Consider the following 22,079-nt stretch of genomic DNA (forward strand, 5'->3'; position numbering starts at 1 on the left):
CGATGATCACACATGTCTATTGGGACATGTACAATCATCGGCGAGTCTGCCCGCCCAGCCGACGACGGCTCAGCCCGGCTCGAGCGCGTGGCAGCAGCCGGTCTTGCAGTACTGGTCCTCGGGGCAGTCGCTCTGGCCCTTGTCGTCGATCTCGCACGGCTGGGCGTCGCCCTCGCAGGACGCCTCGTCGCAGCCCGGCGGCGGCTCGGTCTCGCCGAAGCACACCTCGCACTCCTCCGGCTGGCACTCGTCGTCGCAGTCGAGGTTCTTCGTGCACAGCTGGCACGAGCCGATGTCCGACAGCGCGCAGTCCAGGTCGCCGAGGAAGATGTCGTACGTCATCCCCTCGACCACCACGGTGCAGCAGCCGAAGCAATCGCAGCCGTTCGGCACCTGACACTCGTCGATGCACTGCTGCGGCTGCTCCTGCGGGCAGTTGTTGAAGTTCTCGTCGTACGGGCACTTGTCGCCGCCCGGGCTCTTCGGGTCGCACTTCAGGTCCCACGCGCAGTCGCCGTTGCCGCCGCCCGAGTTGCCGTCGAAGAAGCAGTCCTGCTTGCACGGGTCCATGTTGTCGCCCGGCAGGCCGGTGGCGAACGTCTCCTCGCGGTCGTCGCACGGCGAGACGCACTCCGGGTCGGCCTGGTCGACCAGGCCGTCGCCGTCGTTGTCCATGCAATCGCCACAGGCGTAGAGCGTGCCGTTGCACAGCAGCGGCACGCAGGCCCCGCCCCCGGTCGTCGTCGTCGTCGTCTCGGTCGCCGTCACCGGCCCCGTCGAAGCATCGGTCGTCGAGGTCGAGGTCGTCGTCGTGCTGGTGCCCGTGGTCGGCCCGGCCGTGGTCGGCTCCGCCGTCGTGCCCGTCGTGTCCTCCGTCCCGGAGGTCGGCCCCGCGGTCGTCACCGTCGTGATCTCCGACGCTGTGCCCGTCTCGCTCGCGACCTGCGTCTCCGTCTCGCCTTTGCTCGGGCTGTTGCAAGCCAGCAGCGCACACACTCCGAGGATGTGTATCGTTTTCATGCGAGGATCCTGGCGTCAGTCACGATAAAACGCAAATTCATTGTTTCGCCGGAGCACCGGCGGCGGTTCACAATAGATATATCCGCACGACGGCCGCGCCGCCGTGCTCCGCCGCGCGAGCGGCCTGCGATCATTCGACCACGAACACGCCGCGCAGATCCTCGGTCGCCGACAGCGGCACGCCCTTGCCGTCGAGCGAGACGGCCCGGAATTGATAGTACAGCCCCGAGGTCAGCGCCGGCCCCTCGTACGGCACTTGCACCGTCGCGCTGCCCGACACGCTCGGGACCATGGCGTCTTCCCACACCAGCTCGCCGAACACGTCGAACACGCGCACGAGGTAGCTCTTCTCGCTCGAATCGTCGGCGAACTCGAACACCGGCGCGGCGCTGGTCGCCGTCGGCGCGGTCTCTCCGGGCGCGACGACCGCGAGCGCCTCGGTGATCTTGAACCCCGCGTCGACGGTCACCGCCTGGCCGGCCGCGACCGTCACCTCCTGCAACTCGGTGCCGCCGATCGAGGTGTCCGGGTCGCGCACCAGCCGGTCGTTCTCGAACGCGGCCAGCACCTTGTACGTGCCCGCGGGCACGCCGGCGATCGTGAAGTCACCGGTGACGGCGGGATCGAGCCCCGGGTCCGGCGCCCGCAAGCCCAGCGGCACCGGCCCGCGCTCGAGCGTCGGGTTGAACACGCTGACGGGCACCAGCACCACGCTCGTCACGCTGTCGCCCGGGGCGTTGACGATCTGCACCGACCCGGAGACCGCCCCCAAATTCTCCTCGCCCTCCGCGCTGGCCGTGAGCGCGACCGCATCGAGGTCCGCCGTCGCCACGCTCGCCGTCGCCGCCGCCAGCTCGAGCCCGCGGCGATACCCGCGGATCGTCGCCTCGCCGGCCTGCACGTTGAAGATCGTGAAGTCCCCCGACCGATCGGCCACCCCGTACTGCGCGACCGCCTCGCCGCTCACGCCCTCCGCGACCACCAGCGTCCCGCCCGGCTGGACCCCGCCGACCGTGCCCGTCACCGTCACCCCGCCGCGCAGCGCGTCCGGCAGCATCACCAGCCCGACCGTCGTGAGCGGACCCTCGATCACGTGGGCCGCCCGCGCCTCGTCGTATTCCGCCTCGTCCGCGTGGATCGGCAGCGCCACGCGGATCCCCGACGGGAACGGCAAGTAGTCGCGCGCGAACGCCTGCAGCGTGTAGCTCGCGTCGCTCGCCAGCTCGCCGTCCGGGAGGCGCGGCGCCGCGACCTGCAATTCATAGCGGCCCGTCGCGTCGGTCTCCGCGACCTCGCCGAGCGGCGCCCCGGTGCGGTCCAGGCCGTGGACGAGCGCCCCTGCCAGCGGCTCGCCGGTCTGCAGATCGATCACCGCCCCGTGGATCTGCAGCGGCTCGCCGCACACCCACGCGTCGGCCTCGCCGGCCACCGGATCGCAGGCGAACCCCTCGGCGCAATGCGGACCGTTCGCCGCCGCGGGATCGACGATCGGATCGCAGGGCCCGCCCTTGACCGAAGGATCGGTCACGTCGAGCTGCTTCTCCGCGCAGCTCACGACACCGAACGCGAGCAGCGCCCCCCACCTCAAAATTTCAATCGTTCGCATCGGGATTGGACCTCTCCTGCGACCGCGATGGCGGGCCGCGCCGCGCGCCGCCCCGTCGGGTCACATCCTGGGTTTCGACCGACGCGCGAGCGCCGGTTCCAACGCTCCTCACAACATGACGTCGATCGCAAACACCCCGTAGTCGGAGGTCGCAGTGCCGGTCACATGAATCGTCCCCGCCCTGCGGCGAATCGTCCCGTCCGGCGCCTCCTCGGTGTCCCCCGTGATGTCGACGTCGAGCGCGACCACGCCGGCGAGCTCGCCCGTCATCACGAACTCGCCGCTCAAATTGCCCGTCAGCGTGCCGTCCGGCAGGTCGCGCAGCTTCAGATCGAAGGCGGCCGGCCCGCCGTCGTAGGCGACCTCGACCATGCCCTCGACCGGTCCGTCCGAGTAATCCTCGAGCGTGACCTGCAGATCCATCCCCTTGTTGGCCGACGCACCCTGGTCGACCTTGCCGCCGACGATCATCGTCCCCGACAGCGCGCCCGCGGCCGTCTGCTCGGGGATGTTGGCGCTCGAGGCCGCGTTGAAGCCGGCGAAGCCGAGCTCGATCGCGCGGTCGACCGCGCGGTCGAGCCCCAGGTAGGCGCGCCGCGCCGCCTCCGGGTCGGCCACCCCGACCGCCGGCGGCTGACAACCCACCACCAGCCAAGAAAACATCGCGCAGGTCGCGGCGCGCGCGAGGATTCGTCGAGAGAACGAGGGCATGTTCTATTCGCTGGGACAGACCTGTTGGCCGAGATTCCAAGCGGATCCACCCGCACCCGCTTCGATCTCCAGGGGGTTCCTCTGCATGCGCAGGACACCCGCGTTTCGCCGGCGCCAGCCGCGCCGCCTCAGCCCGGCGGCACGAACCCGTCACACGCCTCGGCGATGCCCGCGATCGCCTCGTGAAAGAACATCTGATAGTTCTCGGCGCAGATCTGGCCCACGCTGCCGTATGTGAACAGCTCGGTGAATGCGATGAGGCGCTCGCCGACCTCCGCCGCGTCCTCGCAGGCCGGATCCTTCGGCCCGATCAGCGACAGCACCACCACGTTCGACTCGACCCCGCCCTTGAGCCCCGTGATCGCCTCGAACCATTGCGGCGGATCGCCGGCCGAGCCCTCCTCCTCCTCGTCGGTGATCAGCACCAGCACCAGCAGCGCGTCCTCGCGGACGAACTGCTCGTTGCACCCGCCGGGCCCTGCCAGCTCCGGCCCGAGCGCCGCCAGGGCCGCGTCGATCGGCATCTCGTCGCCGCTGCCGTCGATCCCGACCTGGGCGGCGCAGGTGAAGCGCGTCGGCAGATCGTCGGCCTCGGTCATGAAGCGATGGCCGCTGACGAACGGCCCGCACTCCGCGTCGCTCGCCCCCTTGGCGCCGGTCGTCTGCGTCACCAGGGCCCCCAGCGTGTCGGCGCAGCCCGGCTCGTTGTGCTCGTAATCGTCGGTCGTGACCACGCCGAGGTGCAGGCTCTCGGCGTCGGCGAGCTCTTGCTGGATCTCGCTGACGAACGTCGGGAAGCTGGCCACCAGGTTGACCTGCTCCTGCTTCATGCTGCTCGAATTGTCGACCACGAACAGCAGATCGATCTTGACGCACGGCTTGTCCGCCTGCGGCTCGCCCGGAGCCGGCGAATCGCCGAGGTCGAACTTCGGCCCCGAGTCGTCCGGCTCCTCGCCGCCCGCCGGCGCCTCCTCGGGCTCGCCGGGGTCGCCGCTGGAGCCCGTGCTCGCGCCCTCCGGGCCCGTGGAAGCCGGTTCGGGCGCCTCGCCCGTCGTCGACGACGACGATACGTCGGCCGGGTCCCCCGGTGAGGCCGTCGTCACCGCCCCGAGCGAGCCGCCCGCCGTCGCCGAGTCCCGCCCGCCGTCGTCCCCGCAGCCCGCGATGAAAAGACCGACGCTCACTGGCGCCACCAGAGCCGCGCGACGGATGAATTGTCGATTGCCACGATTCATCAGACCACCTCCACTCCCCACAATCCGTCGCGCGCCGTCCCGCGGTCAACGCCGCGGCCTCGACGCCCGGAACGAGACCGCGCCCCGGCCCAATACCTACATAACTTTTAAGACATGTCCTTTCAGCCATATCCTACCATGCCTCCCGGCGGCGAGCCCGGCCCAGCGGCCCGTCCTCCGCGGCGGCCCGAGCGCTTGCTTTCGCAGTCCTTGAATGAAGACCACCAAACCTGGACACAAACCCCGCGGAACCTCACTTTGAATCCAGGTTCTCACCGCTCGCTCCGGCGTCGGCGCGCAACGGCCGCCGGGCGGAGGTTCAATCGATCGCACCCTCGCCCCGCAGAGCCCGCTCCGGCGTGACCGCGACCATCGATCCGCCACGCATTGCACATACGACACCGCCCACGGCAGAGGTTCGCCGCCAGCCAGCCCCTGCAGCGCAGGGCCCTCGCCGCAATCACCGGTGAATCACCCTGTCCTCATTCACCGCTGGGCACTTCCCCGATCTGCGGCTTCGCCCCGGTCCCGCGAAGCTGTCTTTCATCGGCTCCGCGTCACGCTGGCCCGGCCGAGGGGGCCGGACCCCGCTGCGCGCCCGACCACGATCGCTTGACCTGCGGCCGCGGCCTCCTTCACCCTGGCCCTCCATGCCCGCTCGACCTGCCCGCGCCCGCGAGACCCGGCTCGCCCTCGCTCGCCTCGCCGCCCTCGCATTGGTGGCAGCGCCCGCGGCCACCGCCCACGCTGCCGTCTGTTATCAGCTGCCCTTCCCCAACCCCAACCTCTCCGACGGCTGGGGCAGCACCTGTTGCGGGCGGACCAGCCCGCACCGCGGCGTCGACTTTCCCCAGGGTGCCGGCACCCCGATCCCCGCCGTCGCCGACGGCGTCGTCGTCGTCAATCAGTGGTCCGGCTGCCTCGGCAACGTCGTCGTCCTCCAGCACGGCGACGGCATGTTCTCCGGCTACAGCCACATGATCGCCGGCTCGCCGCTCGGCATCGGCGCCGCCGTCGGCAGGGGCCAGCAGGTCGGCCAGGTCGGCAACACCGGCAGCTGCTCGCAGGGCGCCCACCTCCACCTCACCATGGCGCCCGCCGCCAATGGCGTGTTTCAGGGCACCACCGTCGACCCGTACGCCTACATCATCGAGCGCCTCGAATGCAACCTCGCCCCGATCGGCTACCTCGATCAGGCCGGTTGTGACGACATCGTCGGTTGGTCGCAAGACCCTTCCGCGCCCGACGCCGTCATCCCCACCCACCTCTACTTCGGCGGCCCTGCCGGCGATCCCGCCGCCGTGGGCATCGCCGTCGACGCCGACGTGACCCGCGACGATCTCTGCATGGCGATCGGCTCGTGCCAGCACGGCTTTCGCATGCCCACGCCCCTGAGCGTGCAGGACGGCCAGCCGCGCCCCGTGCACGCCTACGGCATCGACACCCAGGGCGGCGCCAACCCCGAGCTCGGCTCGAGCCCGCAGGTGCTCGAGTGTCCGCTGCCGCAGCTCCGCGGCGTGCGTCGGCGCGTCGCCGACCTCGAAGTGTTCGGCGCCTGGCAGTTCTCCGCCTTCACCGACCTCGTCACCCTCACCGACGCCCAGGTCGAGGTCTTCGCGCTCAGCATCGACATCCCCGCCGCGCCGACCCTCGCGCGCGCCGACGACGGCAGCCCCGACGTCTGGCTGCTCGACGGCGAAGGCCTGCAGCGCCGCCGCCACGTCCCCGACCTCGCCACCGCCGCCGCCTGGCACCTCGCGCTCGACACCGCCGCCCTGTGGCCCGCCGCCGACCTGCTCGCCCTGGAGGAGGCCCCGCCGCTCGGCGAGCGCCCCACCCTCGTGCGCGGCGATCGTGACACCGTGTGGCTGCTCGACGTCGACCTCGACCCGGCTCCCGCCGGCACCGGCAGCGACAGCGCCGGCGAGCCGACCACCAGCGACACCGGCACCAGCGGCACCGGCGACGAGCCCGACACCGGCACCAGCACCGGCACCCCCGGCCCGGCCACCGCTGGCCTCCCGCCCGGCTTCGGCAGCGAGGACGGCTGCGCCTGCACCACCGGTTCGCGCCCCGCCCCCGCCTGGCTCGGCGCCTTCGTCCTGCTGCTCCTGGCCCGCCGCCGCCGCGCCTGAGCGGGCCTGCGGCGATCTGTCCCGAAAGACAGCCCGCCACCGCTGCGACCCGAGGCGTTCGCAAGGCTCCTCGCGCCCGCGACTTCGCGCCGCATTGGGGCCTCCCGAGCAGGAGTGAATGGCCGAGCGCCGACGCCGCTGCGCACGCTCGCCACACCCGATGCGATCGGCAGCACGCGCGGCTGCGGGCCCGCGCGCGGGCCATCACTTGCCGCGCTCGCGGCCGTCTGCCAACCTCCGACGCATGCATTGTCTTGGTTTGAATTATCGTCGCTTCACCCTGCTTGCCTGCGCCCTCGCGCTCGCCTGCGTGCCCAAGGGGCCAGGCGGCGACGACACCACCGCGGCGACCTCCGAGACCTCCGAGACCTCCGAGACCTCGTCGGCCACCACCACCCTTACCACCACCACCATCACCACGACGGCCCCCACGACCACCGACGCCACCACCGAGACCACCGGCGGCCCCGAAGCCATGTGTGAAGTCGATGGCAGCGAGAACTACCCCGACGAGGGCATGTTCGCCGTCTTCCCCGAGGGCGACGTCGACGAGCCCTGCACCCTCGCCAGCGCGCTCGAGGTCGGCAGCGCGCTCGAGCTGACCCTGCAATGCCCCGACTTCGCCGCCCAGTTCGGCGGCGATTTTGTGGTCCGCATCGAGCACGGCCCGCGGCCCCAGCCCTCGCCGCCGGCGGGCAGCATCCTCGACGTGTTCGCCACCGGCTTCGACCCCGGCTATCCCTTCACCAGCCACGCCTGGCTGTCGCTGCGCCACGACGGCGCCTTGCTGTACGCGGTCACCCAGGGCGAGGCGCTGCTGTCCGAGGTCGGCGACCCCGCGGCCTACGAGCCCTTCACGTTCACCCGCCTCGACGACTGCCCCTTCGTCGACGGCGTCGACACCGGCGTCGTCGACGCCACCCTGCTCTGCCAGACCATCGCCCGCGCGCACCTGCAGGTGCTCGTGGGCGGCGACGAGGCGCTCGTGATGTCCGAGGGCGAGACGACCACCGTGCTCGCCGACGCCGTCCCCTACGCCATCGACCTCGTCGCCCTGCGTCGCCTCAAGGACTGCTACATCGAGCCGCCCGCCGACGACTTCCCCCGCTACGACTTCGCCATCGCCGCCCAGGCCGAGTGACCGCGCGGCGCCGCGGCGCCCTCGTCATCACCTGTCCCTTCGGCCATGCCCCGCGCGCGCCGGAGCGGACCTGTCCGTTGGGACATCCTCACGACCTGTCGTTTACGACATGCCCCGCGGGGCATGTCCGAAGCGCCATTCATTCCAGGATCCGGTCAGCCGTCCGAATTTTGAAAATGAAAGCCAAAGTTGATGCTACCTCACGCATCCCCTACCAGCCTACCCGCCCCGGCCCGTTGACCCGTCTTTTTGAAAACTGATATCAACAGCTCGAACGCGAAACCGTGCACCCCTTCGCGTCCGGGGCCCCTCATGATCGTCCGTTCGACCACCGTCCTCCTCACTGCTGTCGTCTCGCTCGCCGCCTGCGGCGACGACGGGTCCACCAGCGCCAGCGACACCGCGGGCACCACCGACACGACGGGCACCACCGACACGACCGGCACCACGGTCACCCCCGGCACCACCGACGACGATCCGACGACGGTCGCGCCGACCACGACCTCGGTCGACACCACCGGCCCGGACACCACCACTCAGCCGGTCACCTCCACGACCGACGACACCACCACGACCGACGGCACCACCACGCTCGACACCACGAGCGACACCACCACGCTCGACACCACGAGCGACACCACCGACACCACCGGCGACACCTCGACCTCGACCGGCGCCGTCGACGAGACCCCGCCTTCCGTGACCCTCGCGCGTCCGTTCGACAACGTCTACGTGGCCAGTCGGCGGCTCATCCTCACCGGCGAGGCCAGCGACGACCTCGAGGTCGTCGCCGTCGAGCTCGTCGTCAACGGCGAGGCCCCGGTCGCGCTCCCGATCGGGCCCGGGCCGGTGCTCGAGTTCAGCGCCGACGTCCGCCTCCGCCGCGGCTGGAACTCCCTGCAGTTGATCGCCCGCGACGCGGCCGACAACACCGGCAGCAGCACGCGCCACGTCCACCTCGGCGTGCCGGTGGCCGCCGGCGGGGCCCACTCGCTCGCGGTCGTCGACGGCGCGGCCTGGGGCTTCGGCCGCAACAACGAGGGCCAGCTCGGCGCCGGCGACCTCGTCGATCACCACCTCCCCACCGCGATGATGGGCCTCGACGACGCGGTCTCGCTGTCGGCCAACCTCAACCACTCGCTGGCGGTCCTGCCCGACGGCAGCGTCAAGGTCTGGGGCCGCAACGACGAGGGCCAGCTCGGCCAGCCGCCCCCCGTCGACGTCGCGGTCCCGGCGACCCTCGCCGGCCTGCCCGAGGTCGTGCTCGTCGCCGCCGGCCAGCGCCACAGCCTCGCGCTCACCGAGGACGGCCACGTGTGGTCGTTCGGCTTCAACAACGCCGGCCAGCTCGGCCGCGCCGGCGACTCGCTGCCCGCCGTCGTGCCCGGCCTCGAGGACATCGTCGCCATCGCCGCCGGCGGCACCTACTCCGCCGCGGTCGACGGCACCGGCGTCGTGTGGGCGTGGGGCAACAACACCGACGGCCAGCTCGGCGACGGCATGACCGTCGACTCACCTGTCCCCAAGGCCATCTCGATGGTCGACGCCGTGGCCGTCGCCGCCGGCAAGGCCCACACCCTCGCCGTCGCGCCGCTCGGCAGCCTGGCCGCCTGCGGCCTCAACGTGTCCGGCCAGCTCGGCGACGGCCTCAGCGCCGACAACGTCCTGCTGCCGGTCGCCGTGCCCGAGTTCGCCGACCTCCTGACCGTCGCCGCCTCCGGCAACCTGTCGCTCGCGCTCGCCGGCGACGCCCAGCTGTGGGCCTGGGGCCAGAATTTCTCCGGCCAGCTCGGCCTCGGCGACAACGCCGATCGCCCCGCGCCGACGATCGTGCCCGGCCTGCCGCCCGTGCGGGCGATCGCCGCCGGCCTCGCCCACACCGTCGTGTTCGACGAGAACGGCGGCGTCTGGGCCTGGGGCCTCAACTCGTTCGGCCAGCTCGGCAAGGGCGACGCCGGCAACCCGACCAACAGCGCCGTGCCGCTGCAGGTCGCCCTGCCCTGATCCGCCGCCGCGGCGCGAGGCCGGCGGGTCACCGCCGGCCTGCTCCCGTCTCGCCGCGACCACCGGCCGATGCACGCCTCTGCGAGGTCGCGGCCCCGCGCTCCGCGATCGAGCCGAGCGCGACGCCGCCGTCTCTGCCACATGTCCCGAAGCACAGATGCACGAATCTCCGCCAGCTCCGCATTCGTGCATACGCCACAGTAGGCGCGAGTAAGGCGAATCGCCTACACGCACCCCGGAATGCGGCGCGCAAATGCCACTGGGCCGCTCTGGCCTCACCGCGTTGCCTCGCGGCCTCACCAGACCGCACGCCCCGAATAGACATAGGTCTTTTGGGACATATTCTCGCTCGTGATCGCCAAGAGCGGCGTTCTGCGGCCCGCGCGATCGCCGGGGCGCGCCCACGCCCGCGGCGCCGGGTGCACGCCCGGCGACGGCCGCGTCCTGGATGATATAGATGCAAGCATGCACAACACCCCGCGCATTCTCGCCCTCCTCGCCCTCCTCGCCCCCGTCGCCTGCGACGTCGACGACGACACCGCGAACGCCGTCGGCGAGGGCGTCATCGGCATCGGCATCGAATCGACCGAGTTCGCCGAGCTCGACATCGACGAGCTGACCGACGCGACCGACCCCTCGTTCGCCTGCAGCGACGCCGGCTGGAACTCGTCGTGGGCCACGCTCGAGGACCAGGTGCTCACCCTCGTCAACCAGAAGCGCGCCGCGGGGGCGGTCTGCGGCGGCGTCACCAAGCCGCCGGTCCCGGCCCTCACCGCCCAGGCCCAGCTGCGCTGCGCCGCCCGCAACCACTCGAAGGACATGGGCGACAACAACTTCTTCAGCCACACCGGCTCGAACGGCTCGGCCTTCAGCGCGCGGATCACCGCCGCCGGCTACGTGTGGAAGGCCGCCGGCGAGAACATCGCCGCCGGCTACGCCACCGCCGCCGCGGTCGTCAACGGCTGGATGACCAGCACCGGCCACTGCAACAACATCATGAACGGCAACTACAAGCACCTCGGCATCGGCTACTACAACGCCCCGAGCTCGACCTACAAGCACTACTGGACGCAGGACTTCGGCAAGAACTGAGCCCGCCGCGGTCCGCTCTCGGGGCATCGCCGTCCACCCGGTGGATCGGCGGTGCCCTCATTCGTCGCCGCGCCGCCCTCAGCCGACGTCGAGCTCGATCGTGAAGGTCTGATCGGACCCGGTGAGGTACTGGTCGTACCACGGCGAATAGGTGCGGACGTGCATCGTCCGCCCGTCGGGCTCGAGCTCGAGCAGGCGCAGGTAACCCTCGCCGCCGAGGTCGCGGTGCTGATAGTTGGAGAGCATCTGGTGCACCACCCGGCCGTGGTCGTTGACGCTGGCCAGGTAGCCGGAGCCGTCGCCGAGCACGTGGCCGTTGAGCGTGAGCACGAAGCGGTGCTGGCGGACCAGCTTCTGCCACAGCTCCTCGCCGTCGTTGACCCCGCCCGCCGTGCCGTAGCCGTGCGGGTTGTAGGCCTGCGGGTGCGCGCTGTCGTTGTGATCGTAGCGGCGGTCGTTGTGGTTGAGGTACGCGTGGGTGACGAGGATCCCGAGCCGCTCCGGGTACAGCGACATCACGTCGTTGGCCCACGCGATCACCTCGTCGCGCGGGCCCCACTCGAGCAGCAGCGCGACCCATTCGTGGCCCGCGGCGTCGAACAGGTGGAACGTGTTGTCCAGCTTGCCCGCCTCGTACGACCCGCCGAAGCTAGGCATCAGCTCGCTGTCGTCGAACGAGAACCACTTGTTGAGCAGCGTCTCGCGCGTCGAGGCGTTGCCGTGCGGCCCGTAGTCGTGGTTGCCGGGGACCACCCCATACGGCACCAGCCCGTCGAGTTCGGCCATCGCCGCGCTGGCCCGCTTCCACTCCGAATCGACGTTGTTGTGGACCATGTCGCCGAGGTGAAACGCGAAGACGATGTTGCGCTCCACCGCCTTGCGGGCGATCCATTTGGTCTGGGTCGAGAACACGCTGGGGTAGCGCAGCGAGTAGTACTGCGTATCCGGCAGGACCGCGAAGGTCGTCGAGCCCTCGACGAACAGCGGCAGCGACGGCGGCCCCGGCGGCCCCGGCGGCGGCTCGGGCTTCGGCTCGCCCGGCGGCAGCGGCCCGTCCGGCATCGTGTTCAGCGAGCAGCCGGCCTTGACCTGGCTGACGAACTCCGCGTCGCGCGTGCTGACCAGGTCGGCGTCGACCTCATGGTTCGGCCACACCTCGCACGCGCCGCGCGGATCGTCCGCGTCGCCGCCCTCCTCGCCCTCCTCGTCCATCAGCGCCGGCGAACCACCGGGATAGTCCTGAAGCATGTCCTGACACGCGACGAGCGACAGGGCGGCGGTGACGAGGCCGAGGTACCCGCGACGAGGAGCATCCACCATGTCCCGATCGTACCGGCAACGCCGCCCGCTCCGCCGCGCGTCCGCTGGGATTCACGCCCTCACGCCTCGCAGACACGCTGTCTCGCGCGACAGGTTACTGTCACGAGAGGTGCTCGCCGCGGCGATCCTGCGCGACGTCGGCGAGCGTGCGTCGCGACGATCGCCGCGATCGGCGAGCGCTCCCCTCGGCGCTCGTCGACGAAATTCTCTCGCGCCCCTCGCTGCCTGACCGCGACGAAAGACGCCGCAGACTGTCTGCATCGATTCGGCGCAGCCGAGGTCGTGCATCGGAGATCTGCGCTCCCGCCTCGCCGACCGGGCGCTTGCAGCGCCAGCGCGGAAATCAGCTCGCCGGGCTCGCCGGCTCGGTCGGGTTCGCGGGCAAGCCCTCCTCCGGCGGCACCACGTAGAGCGTGCGGCTGGGGAACGCGAACTCGTAGCCGAGCCCTCGCATCTCGCGGAGCAGCTCGAGCAGCAGCTGCTGGTGGAGCGCGACGAACACCGAATAATCGGCGGTGGTCACCCAGTACACGACCTCGTATTCGATCGCCGATTCGCCGAGGTTGACCAGCGCGGCGCGGTCGAGGCGGACGTGCTCGCGCCGCTCGACGGCCGCGCGCAGCAGGTCGGGCAGCCGCTCGAGCAGCTCCTGCGGCGTGGTGTAGACGACGCCGATGCGCAGCACGACCCGCCGCTCCTGCATGCGGGTGAAGTTCTGGATCCGGCTCGACAGCAGGTCGTTGTTCGAGAGCACCAGCTCCTCGCCGCCAGAGGCCGCGAGCACGGTGCTGCGCATCCCGATCCGCCGCACCGTGCCCGACAGCTGGCCGACCTGGATCGAGTCGCCGGGGGCGAACGGCTTGTCGACGATGATCGAGACCGACGCGAGGATGTCGCTCAGGACCTTCTGCACCGCCAGCGCGATCGCCACGCCGCCGATGCCGAGGCCGGCCACCAGCGCCGTGATGTCGATGCCCATCGCCGACAGCGCCACCAGCATCACGATCGACCAAACGATCACCAGCCCGACCAGGCGCAGCAGCGCCTGGGCGATCGGGGTGACCTGCGGCGACGCGCCCTCGGCGTGCACGTGGCGCGCGAACCGGCGGTCGACCAGATAGCGCACGATCGTGCTGGCCCAGATCCCGCCCTGGACCATCCCGCCGATGATCAGCGCCACGTGGATCCGGTGGTCCCACCGCTCCGGCAGGTCGAGCGTCACCGACGCCAGGCGCATGCCGATCAGCGTGAAGAACCACCCGCGCGTGCGCTCGATCAAGGACGCGAGCGTGTCGTCGACGTCCGACTCCGTCCGCACCGCGTGCTTGCGCAGCCGCCGGGTCGCCACCCGCCGCACCAGCATCAGCGTCGGCGTCAGCGCCACCAGGATCACCGCCGCGGCCAGCCACTGCAGGCCCGTAATTCCCAGCCAGGTCCGCTCCAAAAGCGATTCGACAGCCTCTACCATGGCGCGGCGAGCATAGCCGAATTCGCCGCGCGCGCCACGCCTGCGCGCGTGCGTGAAGCGTCAGAGGACATGCCTTTGAGGACATGCCCGAAAGAGCATGCCCGAAGAGACATCCGGTCTGGCGCCGACTCGGTCTCCGTATACGGGCCGGCGGGTCGGCGCGGGGCCCTCGTCGCGCGCCGGCGCGGGGTGCGGCGAACCCGCGGGCGCCGATGCGGAGCCCCCGCGCGGCCTCTGGCGGGGGGCTACGCTGTTTTCGCGAGCGGGACGGAGGAGCCGGCGGCGCTCACGTATCCTTGTCCCGCCGTGATCCCGGGGACAGAGCTGGCGGAGCTGCTCGACGACGGCCTGCTGGTCGTGTCCCACACCGGCGAGGTGCGCTCCGCCAACCCCGCGGCCGAGCGCATGCTCGGGGCGGAGCGGTCGGCGTTGCTCGGGCGCGACCTGGCGTCGCTGCTGCCCGGGGCGCCCGAGGGCGCGCTGCACGACGCCTGCGCCGGCGCCCGCGAGTCCAGCCTGCGGGCGACCGACCGCCGCGGCTTCGGCCTGGCCGTGCGCGTCGTCCCGCGCGCCGCCGACGCGTGGGTGTTCCTGCGCGGCGAGGTCGACCCCACGCCCGCGCCGATCACCAACGCCGACGTCGTGCGCACCATCCTCGACCACGCGCCGGTGGTCCTGTTCGCCGTCGACGCCGACGCGACCATCACCCTGAGCGAGGGTCACGGCCTCGCCATGCTCGGCCGCGCCCCCGGGGCCAACGTCGGCCGCTCGTGCTGGGACGCCTACCACGACGTGCCGTGGATCCTGGACAGCGTCCGCAAGGCCCTCGCCGGCGAGCCGGTCACGATCGTCGGCGAGCTGCGCGGCCGCGTGTTCGACGTCCACTACGCCCCGGTCCGCGAGGGCGCCGGCGACGTCACCGGCGTGCTCGGCGTGGCCCTCGACGTCACCGAGCGCGAGCGGGCGATGGAGAAGCTGGCCTCGCAGCGCTCGGTCCTCAAGTACCTGCTCGCCAACGTGCCGCAGGCGATCTTCTGGAAGGACCGCCAGTGCCGGTTCCTCGGCTGCAACCAGAAGTTCCTCGAGCACACCGGCCTGACCGACGAGCGCCAGCTGCTCGGCAAGACCGACCACGACATCTGGGCCAGCCCCGAGGAGTCCGATTTCTTCCGCCTGATGGACGAGCGGGTCATGTCGAGCGGCGTGCCGATCCTCGACATCGAGGAGCCGCTGCGCCGCCCCGACGGCCGCCAGACCTTCATCCTCACCAGCAAGGTCCCGCTCCGCGACGACGCCGGCCAGGTCACCGGGCTCCTCGGTATCTACGTCGACATCACCGAGCGCAAGCGCATCGAGCTCGAGAGCCAGCGCGCCAAGGAGGCCGCCGACGCGGCGCTGCGAGCCAAGAGCGAGTTCCTCACGGTGATGAGCCACGAGCTGCGGACCCCGCTCACGCTGATCCTCGGCCCGCTCGAGGCCCTGCTCGCCGACCCGGCCGAGCCGCTCAGCCACGCCGCTCGCGCCTCGCTGTCCCGCACGTGGCGTAACGCCGCCCGCCTCGGCCGTCTCGTCGACGACATCCTCGACTATCAAAAGCTCGAGGCCGGCAAGATGAAGGTCGTGTGGGAGCCGGTCGACGTCCACGACCTCGTCGAGGACCTCGTCGCCGACGCCGAACCGGCCGCCCGCAGCGCCGGCATCACCCTGCGCCACGACCTCGCGCCCGACGTGCGGACCGTCCCGCTCGACCCGCGCATGTTCGAGAAGATCGTCCTCAACCTGCTCGGCAACGCCCTCAAGTTCACGCCCGCCGGTGGCACCGTCACCGTCTCGCTCGAGCGCGCGGACGACGGCCAGCTGCGCCTCGAGGTCGCCGACACCGGCCCCGGCATCGCCCCCGAGGAGCACGAGCGGGTGTTCCAGCGCTTCCAGCAGCTCGACACCGCGAGCAGCCGCAAGCACGAGGGCCTCGGCCTCGGCCTCGCCATCGTCCGCGAGTTCGCCGAGGCGATGGGCGGCCGCGTGCGCCTGTGCAGCGAGCTCGGGGACGGCGCCTGCTTCGTCGTCGAGCTGCCGATCGACGCCGACCGCCTGGCCCGGATGGGCCCGCCGCAGACCCGGACCTCGCGCCTCCCGCTGCCGGTCGAGCCCGCCGCCCTCGAAGCCGTCGAGCCTCCCTCGCCCGCGCCCGGCCGCCCGCGGGTCATCGTCGCCGAGGACAACCCCGACATGCGGGCCTTCATCGCCGCGGTCCTGCGCCCCGACCACGACATCGTGCTCACCGTCAACGGCGCCGAGGCGCTGGCGGCCGCCCGCGAGCGCCGGCCCGACGTCATCGTCTCCGACATCATGATGCCGGAGATGGACGGCTACGAGCTCGTCACCCGCCTCAAGCGCGCCCCCGACCTGCGTGACATCCCGGTCATCGTCCTCAGCGCCAAGGCCAGCCGCGAGGAGACCGTGCGCGGCCTCGAAGTCGGCGCCGACGACTACCTGCCCAAGCCGTTCGCCCCCGCCGAGCTGCGCGCCCGCATCGGCGCGGCCCTCCGCTTGCACCGCGTCCACCTCGAGATCGTCGCCCAGAAGCAGGAGCTCGAGCAGACCCTGCGGATCCTCGAGGAGACCCAGGACCAACTGGTACAGTCGAGCAAGATGGCCGCCGTCGGCACCCTCGTGGCCGGCCTGTCGCACGAGCTCAACAATCCGGTCGCTATCATTCGCATGAGCGCGCAGATGCTGCTGCGCCGCGGCTCGCGCGACCCATTCGTACGCCGCACGCTCGAGCGGATCGAGCGGCACTCGCAGCGCTGCGCCGGCCTGGTCGAGGCGCTGCTGGCCTACAGTCGCCGCCGCCCGCAGGTCGCCGAGCGCTGCGAGCTCGGCCAGGTGCTCTCGTGGCTGCTGGAGCTCGCCCGCCCCGAGGCCCTGGAGCGAGGGATTCGCCTCGTCGCCGAGTTCGTGCCCGAGAAGCTGCCCGCCCTGGTCGTCCACCGCCCCGCGCTCGAGTCCGCGCTGCTGAATGTGATCGGCAACGCCGCCGACGCCACCGGTCGTGGTGGTATCATCGAGGTCACGGCGCGCGCCGCCACCGGTGACGACGACGTCGAAGGCGCCGAGATCCTCGTCCGCGACAGCGGCGTCGGCATCGCCCCGCAGGCCCTCCCCCACGTGTTCGAACCGTTTTACACCACCAAAGCCCCGGGCAAGGGCACCGGCCTCGGCCTGCCGATGACGCAGAAATTCGTCCAGGCCCACGGCGGCTCGATCCGCGTCGACAGCGAGCTCGGTCGCGGCACCGCGGTCCGGATCTGGCTCCCGCTGGTCCCGTCCGGGCCCTCCGAGCCGCCCGAAGCCCAGGAGGCCCCGTGACCGCCGTCGACGCCGGCGGCGCCACCGAGGCCTGCGCCATGCCGCGGGTGCTGGTGATCGACGACGAGCGCGACATGCTCGAGATCCTGCAAGACTTCTTCGAGAGCGAGGGCTACTCGGTGCAGGTCGCCGACAGCGGCGAGCGGGCCATCGAGCTGTGTCGCCGCGACAGCTTCGACGTCGCCATCACCGACATGCGCATGCCCGGGATCGACGGCCTCCACACCCTCATCGGCCTGCGCCAGCTCGACCCCCGCCTGCAGGTCATCGTCGTCACCGGCTACGCCTCCGACGACACCGAGCAGCGCTGCCGCAACGCCGGCGCCTTCGAGTGCGTACAAAAGCCGGTCGACCTCGACACCCTGCTGCGCCTCGTCGGCGCCGCCGTCCAGGCCCGCGACTGAGCCCCGAGCCCGGCGAATCACCGCCGCCCTGGCCCGCGACCGAGCCCTCCGCGCCCGGCGAATCACCGCCGCCCTGGCCCGCGACCGAGCCCTCCCGCGCTCGGCGAATCACCGCCGTCTTCGCGGCCCGGCGACCGAGCCCTCCCGCGCTCGGCGAATCACCGCCGTCTTCGCGGCCCTGAGCCGCCGCCTGCCCATTCGCAGGTCGTGGCGCGCCCCCTCGCCGCCGGCCCGTGGCGGACGCCGTGGCGAGCGACTATCGTCGCCCGCGTGAGCGACACCGACCTCGCCTATGGGCTCGTGCTCTTGTCGGGCGTCCTGCACGCCACCGTCAACGCGATCCTCAAGGCCGGCAGCGACAAGTTGGTCGGCCGCGCCCTCATCGACGCCGCCAGCGCCGCGGTCGTCCTGCCCGCCCTCGCCTTCGTCCCGCTGCCCGCGGGCGCGTGGCCCTGGCTGCTCGTCTCGCTGGTGATTCACCTCGTCTACCTCTATTCGCTGGTGCGCGCCTACGAGGTCAGCGACTTCTCGGCCGCCTATCCGGTGGCCCGCGGCAGCGCCCCGCTGCTCACTGCGGTGGTCGTCCTCGGCGTGTTCCACGAGCCCGCGCGCCCGCTCGAGCTGGTCGGCATCCTCGCCATCGGCGCCGGCATGCTCGCCATGGGTTTCGGCCGCCACCTCAGCCGCGCCGCGCTCGGCTGGTCGCTGCTGACCGGCGTGTGCATCGCCGCCTACACCGTCATCGACGCCTCGGGCGTGCGCGCGGCCCCGTCCGCCGCCAGCTACATCGCCTGGCTGTTCGTCCTCCACGGCACCGTCATCAGCACCGTGTTCGCCGCCATCCGCGGCCGCGGCGTGCTCGCGGTCGCCCGCGAGCAGTGGCGGCCCGGCGTCGTCGCCGGCGTCCTCAGCATCGGCACCTACGGCCTCGCCCTCGCCGCCTATCGCCTCGGCCCCACCGCCCCGCTGTCGGCCCTGCGCGAGACCAGCATCCTCGTCGCCACCGTCATCGCCGTCGTCTGGCTCAAAGAGCGCGTGACCCCGCTGCGCGCCGCCGCGGCCGCCGCGATCGCCCTCGGCGCGGCGCTGATCCTGGCCGCGTGAGCGCGCCGCCGATGGCATGTCCTTCGAGACATGCCCCCGAGAACATGCCCCCATGAACATGCCCTCGGGGACATGCCCCAGAGCACCTGTCCTCGCAGACATCAAGCCGAGCCGCGCTCCGGTCGCGCGAGCACTCCCGCGACGCTCGCCCCGAGCCGTGCCGTCACAACAAGCTCACGGGACGCGGTGCAATTCGAAGACCGCCCACGGGCGGATGGACGACCTCGATCTGGTTGCGGCATCGACCTATCGCCGACGACCCCGCCCGCGCCGCCCCAGCAGCGGCGCCAGCAGCCACCATCCCGACGCTCCCGCCCGGCCCTCCGTCGCGCACGCGCAGCCGCTCTCCGCCATGTCCGTCCCGGCCGTCGCCGCGTCCTCCACCGCCGTACTCGACGCATCCCCGCTGCTGCTCGCCTCTCCCGAGCTGCCCGCCCCCGTCACCACCTCGCCGCCCGTGCTCGAGCTCGTCGGCTCCGGCCCGCCGCTGCTGCTCGTGCTCTCCTCCCCGCTGCTGCTGCTGCTCCCCTCTTCCGGCCCATAATCATCCGCCACGTCCCAGAACCCGTCGTCGTTCACCGGCGGCGGCCCCATCGCCCCGGTCGAGAACGTGAAGCTCCAGCCCGCCAGCGCCTCGCCGTGGATCGTCTGCACCCCGGCATCCACGGTCACCACATACACCTCGTCGGCCAGCAGGTCGCTCGTCGGCTTGACGTGGACCACGTGCGAGTCGCTGCCATAGAACAGATCGATCTCGATCGGCACCTCCACCGCCGCCGAGTCGACCACATGGAACTGACTCGCGCTCAGCGTCGCCTCGTCGAGCCCGCGCGCGAACACCACCGAGATCCACGACTCGATCGACGCCGCCGCCGTCGCGTGCCCGCTCGCCCCGTCGGCCGGGAATGTCCAGAGCACCGACCGCGGCAGCGGCTGCTCGTGGATCAGCGCCCAGTTGCTCTGCCAGTAGCGGCGGGCGATCTCCGCCTCGCTCGGCGGATTGCCCGGGACCGCCGGATCGTCGTCGTGCGCCGCCGCCCACGGGAAATCCGCCTCCGCGTCCGCCAGCCCCTCCGGATCGGCCGCGATCGCCGACACCGCGTGGATCGCAAACCCGACCAGCCCCACCTTCTGCCCCATGCTCCCGCCGTCGATCGCCTTGCCCACGATCGACTCGAACAACGGAAGCAGCGCCGCCGTCGGCAGCCACAGCATCGGCACCTCGCCCGGCCCCTTCGCGCCCGCCCACATCACGTCCGAGTCCTGGTCGAACTCCGCGTGGTCCTTCGCCTCGTAGAACCGCGAGCGCTCGAAGAACATCGCGTCGTACGTCTGGTCGGCGATCCCGTGCGACGTCATCCCCAGGTAGAACGCCAGGTGCAGCCGCGCCTCGTCCGACCACGGCGGCGCGAAGTTGTCGCCGATCCACCGGCGATATGCCTCCTGCACCGGCTCCCAGTGCGACGATTCCCCCGCCGCTCGCTCGTCGGTCGTCGCCCCCGGCGTATAGCCCCAGTCGGGGAACATCGTCCCGGTGAACAGCGCCTGCCGCAGCGCCGGGTCGCCGACCAATGCCCGTAGCGACCCCTCCGGCGGCACCAGCTCCGCCGCGGCCTTCGAGATCCACTGATGCGACACGTTGCCGTTGGCCGTCGCTACCGCCGGCCGAAGCGCCGCACACACCACCCCGAGAGCGAAGAGCCACGATCGTCGCCGACGCGCCATGCCCGGAAATTACCCGACCTCGCCCTCGCTCACCAGCCCTCGCTCGCCGACCTTCACTGCCGGGCCGCGGGCGGCGGGTGCTTCTCCTTCGACGAAATCCAGTCGCAGTCGGCCCCATAGAACGTGATCACGGACCCATCGCTCCCGGCCGCCGTGCTCTTGATGCTGCCGTCTTCTCGCACCCGCCCGAAGCACATCGCCGCATCGACCGTGAGCGGGTGGACCGCGCCGGCCGCCAGGTGAATCTTCGGCGCATCCGGCGGCGGCAAGTCGAGCTCGCACGGCAGCACCACCACCTCGATGTCCATCGCGCACGTGTTCTTCAGCTCGGTCTGGACCGACTCGCCGATCGCCGCCTCCTCGATCGAATCCCCGGTGCGGGCGCACTCCTGCTCCCGACACGGCCGCAGTCGCCCGCCTTCGTGGACGAACCAAAACCCCATCATGCCGGTCGGGATCCCCATCTGCGGCCCGTGGGCGTACATGGCCCGCACCACCCCTTCTCGCGTCGCCCGCATCCGCAGCGTGATCGTCCGCTTCTCCTCCGGTCCCAGCGTGAGCGGCCACGAGCCCGGCCCCTCGACCCGCGTCAACCCTTCGAGCTCGACCCAGCCGATCCCGTCGTCGATCTCGCCCGCCGCCGGTCCGTCATAATCGATCGCCACCTCGAGCACGTCCTCGCTCGTGCGAGCTCGCAGCGCGTGCTTCCACATCCTCCCCGAGAGGTTCGCCGAACCGCGTGGTCCCCGGATCCACTCCGATGATTCTGTCGCGTCCGATCCCCCTGCAGCAACCTCCCCCGTTCGTGCCGCCGAGCCCGCCGGATCGGCCTCTCGCGCCGGCACGCCGGCCATCCTCGCCTCTCTTGGCAATCGCTTGCTCGCCCGCACCTCGCCGCCTTCCGCGACCGTTCCGGCCTCCGCATCCCTACAACCGCGCAGTGCCAACATTCCCCCCGCGCTCGTCGTAATCAACGTCAGCAGCACCAGCGGCGTCGTGAACGCCGCGCTACTGCGCAGCGACGGCTCCCCGAACAGCGGCAGCCACGACCACGAGCGCCACCGCTCCCCTCGCCGCCGCGCCAACCTCTTTTCAAAGCTCTCCTTCGCCACCCGCAGCCGCGCATACACCGTGCTGAGGTTGACCCCCAGCTCCGCCGCGATCTCCGTCCCGCGCAGCCCCTCGATCTCCGACAGCACGAACACCGCCCAGCGATCCGGGTCCAGCTCGCCCAGGAACCCCTGCAGCTCCGCCAGCGCCTCCTGCCGCGCAGCCCAGCCCTCCGGGTCCGGCCCCGGCGCTGCCACCTCCGCCTCGTCCAGCACCCCCGGCGCCCGCACAGCCCGCTCCCGATGCCTCCGGGCGATCTTGCGCGCCACTCCGGCCATCCACTGCCGCAGCGAGAACCGCGGGTCGTACGCCCCGATCCGCCGCACCAGCACCTCGAACACGTCCTGCACCGCGTCGTCGAGCCCCGCCTCCGGCACCCCCAGCCCGCGCAACCGCCCGCGCAGGTACGCCTCGTGACGCGCACACGCCTCGCTCAGGGACTCACTCGGACGGCTCGGCAGGTTCTCGTTCATGCAGGCTCCTCGCCCCCCTCCTTGCAGGCAGCCCGCCAGGATCGTAACGAAAAATGCACCCCTCCGCCGCGCACTTTCGCCCCTCAGGCTTCGCATGAAAAATGGCGGCTCCACCGCCCTCCGCGCCCCGGCGACCATCATTCATCAGGCGCTGACCTCCCA

At 71.5% G+C, this 22,079-nt stretch carries 15 protein-coding genes; 7 read left to right on the plus strand and 8 right to left on the minus strand.

Annotated features, from left to right (window positions below; translation table 11 throughout):
* Positions 1 to 69: 69 nt before the first annotated feature.
* The 4 genes from POL25_RS26435 to POL25_RS26450 form a co-directional block, all read right to left on the minus strand.
* Entirely contained in the window at positions 70 to 1,020 is a 951-nt protein-coding gene (locus POL25_RS26435) for a hypothetical protein (RefSeq protein WP_272088974.1), read from the minus strand.
* 130 nt (positions 1,021 to 1,150) lie between these two features.
* Positions 1,151 to 2,626: a hypothetical protein gene (locus POL25_RS26440; RefSeq protein WP_272088975.1), complete on the minus strand. Its 1,476-nt coding sequence runs from the start codon at positions 2,624 to 2,626 to the stop codon at positions 1,151 to 1,153.
* 108 nt (positions 2,627 to 2,734) lie between these two features.
* The gene (locus tag POL25_RS26445; protein WP_272088976.1) at positions 2,735 to 3,337 is read right to left on the minus strand and encodes a hypothetical protein; all 603 of its coding nucleotides are present in this window, start codon (positions 3,335 to 3,337) and stop codon (positions 2,735 to 2,737) included.
* A gap of 128 nt (positions 3,338 to 3,465) precedes the next feature.
* Positions 3,466 to 4,572: a hypothetical protein gene (locus POL25_RS26450; protein WP_272088977.1), complete on the minus strand. Its 1,107-nt coding sequence runs from the start codon at positions 4,570 to 4,572 to the stop codon at positions 3,466 to 3,468.
* Positions 4,573 to 5,222: 650 nt separating this feature from the next.
* Between POL25_RS26450 and POL25_RS26455 the strand changes: the two genes are divergently transcribed.
* The 4 genes from POL25_RS26455 (at position 5,223) to POL25_RS26470 (ending at position 10,944) form a co-directional block, all read left to right on the plus strand.
* Positions 5,223 to 6,707 carry a M23 family metallopeptidase gene (locus tag POL25_RS26455; RefSeq protein WP_272088978.1) on the plus strand — a complete coding sequence of 495 codons (1,485 nt, stop codon included), beginning with the start codon at positions 5,223 to 5,225 and terminating at the stop codon, positions 6,705 to 6,707.
* 244 nt (positions 6,708 to 6,951) lie between these two features.
* Positions 6,952 to 7,848: a hypothetical protein gene (locus POL25_RS26460; protein WP_272088979.1), complete on the plus strand. Its 897-nt coding sequence runs from the start codon at positions 6,952 to 6,954 to the stop codon at positions 7,846 to 7,848.
* Positions 7,849 to 8,160: 312 nt separating this feature from the next.
* A complete protein-coding gene (locus POL25_RS26465; protein WP_272088980.1) occupies positions 8,161 to 9,852 on the plus strand; it encodes an RCC1 domain-containing protein in 1,692 nt (563 codons plus the stop codon).
* A 465-nt stretch (positions 9,853 to 10,317) separates the two neighbouring features.
* The gene (locus POL25_RS26470; RefSeq protein ID WP_272088981.1) at positions 10,318 to 10,944 is read left to right on the plus strand and encodes a CAP domain-containing protein; all 627 of its coding nucleotides are present in this window, start codon (positions 10,318 to 10,320) and stop codon (positions 10,942 to 10,944) included.
* A 78-nt stretch (positions 10,945 to 11,022) separates the two neighbouring features.
* Here POL25_RS26470 and POL25_RS26475 read toward each other — a convergent pair whose 3' ends face one another.
* The gene (locus tag POL25_RS26475) at positions 11,023 to 12,264 is read right to left on the minus strand and encodes a metallophosphoesterase (protein ID WP_272088982.1); all 1,242 of its coding nucleotides are present in this window, start codon (positions 12,262 to 12,264) and stop codon (positions 11,023 to 11,025) included.
* A 343-nt stretch (positions 12,265 to 12,607) separates the two neighbouring features.
* Entirely contained in the window at positions 12,608 to 13,732 is a 1,125-nt protein-coding gene (locus POL25_RS26480) for a mechanosensitive ion channel family protein (RefSeq protein WP_272088983.1), read from the minus strand.
* A gap of 306 nt (positions 13,733 to 14,038) precedes the next feature.
* Between POL25_RS26480 and POL25_RS26485 the strand changes: the two genes are divergently transcribed.
* The 3 genes from POL25_RS26485 (at position 14,039) to POL25_RS44540 (ending at position 18,609) form a co-directional block, all read left to right on the plus strand.
* Positions 14,039 to 17,101: an ATP-binding protein gene (locus POL25_RS26485; protein WP_272088984.1), complete on the plus strand. Its 3,063-nt coding sequence runs from the start codon at positions 14,039 to 14,041 to the stop codon at positions 17,099 to 17,101.
* Entirely contained in the window at positions 17,098 to 17,505 is a 408-nt protein-coding gene (locus POL25_RS26490; RefSeq protein WP_272088985.1) for a response regulator, read from the plus strand. The genes POL25_RS26485 and POL25_RS26490 overlap by 4 nt, the downstream gene beginning before the upstream one ends.
* Before the next feature lie 270 nt (positions 17,506 to 17,775).
* Positions 17,776 to 18,609 (plus strand): EamA family transporter, encoded by an 834-nt coding sequence (locus POL25_RS44540; RefSeq protein WP_272088986.1) that lies wholly within the window; start codon positions 17,776 to 17,778, stop codon positions 18,607 to 18,609.
* 246 nt (positions 18,610 to 18,855) lie between these two features.
* Here the strand turns inward: POL25_RS44540 and POL25_RS26500 are convergent, their stop codons facing one another.
* Both POL25_RS26500 and POL25_RS26505 read right to left on the minus strand, forming a co-directional pair.
* Entirely contained in the window at positions 18,856 to 20,334 is a 1,479-nt protein-coding gene (locus POL25_RS26500) for an Ig-like domain-containing domain (RefSeq protein WP_272088987.1), read from the minus strand.
* Positions 20,335 to 20,387: 53 nt separating this feature from the next.
* Complete coding sequence (locus POL25_RS26505; RefSeq protein WP_272088988.1) at positions 20,388 to 22,058, minus strand: RNA polymerase sigma factor; 1,671 nt, start codon at positions 22,056 to 22,058, stop codon at positions 20,388 to 20,390.
* Positions 22,059 to 22,079: the final 21 nt, after the last annotated feature.

Origin of the sequence: Nannocystis bainbridge (assembly GCF_028368995.1) — a bacterium.
In the GTDB taxonomy this organism is placed as follows: Bacteria; Myxococcota_A; Polyangia; order Nannocystales; family Nannocystaceae; genus Nannocystis; species Nannocystis bainbridge.

Bases quoted from the DNA above. Each gene is read 5' to 3' on its own strand.
- POL25_RS26435 (WP_272088974.1), bottom strand. From the start codon at position 1,020: ATGAAAACGATACACATCCTCGGAGTGTGTGCGCTGCTGGCTTGCAAC.
- POL25_RS26440 (WP_272088975.1), bottom strand. From the start codon at position 2,626: ATGCGAACGATTGAAATTTTGAGGTGGGGGGCGCTGCTCGCGTTCGGT.
- POL25_RS26445 (WP_272088976.1), bottom strand. From the start codon at position 3,337: ATGCCCTCGTTCTCTCGACGAATCCTCGCGCGCGCCGCGACCTGCGCG.
- POL25_RS26450 (WP_272088977.1), bottom strand. From the start codon at position 4,572: ATGAATCGTGGCAATCGACAATTCATCCGTCGCGCGGCTCTGGTGGCG.
- POL25_RS26455 (WP_272088978.1), top strand. From the start codon at position 5,223: ATGCCCGCTCGACCTGCCCGCGCCCGCGAGACCCGGCTCGCCCTCGCT.
- POL25_RS26460 (WP_272088979.1), top strand. From the start codon at position 6,952: ATGCATTGTCTTGGTTTGAATTATCGTCGCTTCACCCTGCTTGCCTGC.
- POL25_RS26465 (WP_272088980.1), top strand. From the start codon at position 8,161: ATGATCGTCCGTTCGACCACCGTCCTCCTCACTGCTGTCGTCTCGCTC.
- POL25_RS26470 (WP_272088981.1), top strand. From the start codon at position 10,318: ATGCACAACACCCCGCGCATTCTCGCCCTCCTCGCCCTCCTCGCCCCC.
- POL25_RS26475 (WP_272088982.1), bottom strand. From the start codon at position 12,264: ATGGTGGATGCTCCTCGTCGCGGGTACCTCGGCCTCGTCACCGCCGCC.
- POL25_RS26480 (WP_272088983.1), bottom strand. From the start codon at position 13,732: ATGGTAGAGGCTGTCGAATCGCTTTTGGAGCGGACCTGGCTGGGAATT.
- POL25_RS26500 (WP_272088987.1), bottom strand. From the start codon at position 20,334: ATGGCGCGTCGGCGACGATCGTGGCTCTTCGCTCTCGGGGTGGTGTGT.
- POL25_RS26505 (WP_272088988.1), bottom strand. From the start codon at position 22,058: ATGATGGTCGCCGGGGCGCGGAGGGCGGTGGAGCCGCCATTTTTCATG.